We start from the raw sequence: 575 nt of genomic DNA, 5'->3' as shown, positions 1-575 counted from the left end.
GCCCAGCGGAGTGATGAGGGCGCGGTTGAACAATCCTTCAAGCACCTTTTTGCGCGCTCCGCCCTTGATGTTGTCCGGAAACCAGGCGATCTTGCCATCGGTGTTGTGAATGGCATGAGCCAGGATGGCATGTTGAGCGGGGGTGAGTTCTGTTTTCATGATGATCTCCTGTAAGAGTTATCGGTTATTCGTTGCTGCCAAACATGGCGAGCAGTTCGTCTAAAAGTGTTTGCACCCGATCCAGGTCGCCCACATGACCCCAATGGATGGCATCGGGGTCGTTGCCAAAATGATCGGCTGCCAGTTGCTGGAGTTTCTGAATCCTGGTTTGGATTGCAGCGGATTTAGTGATGTAGGTAGCAAGGGCATCGGGTTGGGTTTTCATTTTCGTGGCTTCCTGTGTTGATTAATTGACGGTGATGACATTTACGCTCTGTTCCACATCAAAGCCAAGCACAAACAGCATCATTTCTTCAATCTTTTTGAGAACTCATGGCACAGCGCGCACCGACTCCTTGCCGTTACCCAAACTGCCGTCAATTGGTAAGCAATCCAGGCTATTGCGATCAACACCT

Annotated in this window: 2 protein-coding genes and 1 pseudogene; 1 reads left to right on the top strand and 2 read right to left on the bottom strand. The window is 50.6% G+C overall.

Annotated elements, in window-relative coordinates; translation table 11 throughout:
- A pseudogene (locus tag M6F29_RS12620) lies at positions 1-162 on the bottom strand (DUF3489 domain-containing protein); the annotation flags it as partial.
- Between the two features lie 22 nt (positions 163-184).
- On the bottom strand, positions 185-385 hold the full coding sequence (locus tag M6F29_RS12080) for a hypothetical protein (protein ID WP_298160277.1): 201 nt from the start codon (positions 383-385) through the stop codon (positions 185-187).
- A 107-nt stretch (positions 386-492) separates the two neighbouring features.
- Here M6F29_RS12080 and M6F29_RS12615 point away from each other — a divergent pair.
- Positions 493-575: DUF8602 domain-containing protein (locus tag M6F29_RS12615; protein ID WP_524537737.1), on the top strand; the 83-nt coding region annotated here is incomplete at its 3' end.

The organism is Ferrovum sp., assembly GCF_027317285.1.
Lineage (GTDB): Bacteria > Pseudomonadota > Gammaproteobacteria > Burkholderiales > Ferrovaceae > Ferrovum.
The sequence above is the reverse complement of the archived record's forward strand: the minus strand, read 5'-3'. Positions and strand labels throughout refer to the sequence as shown.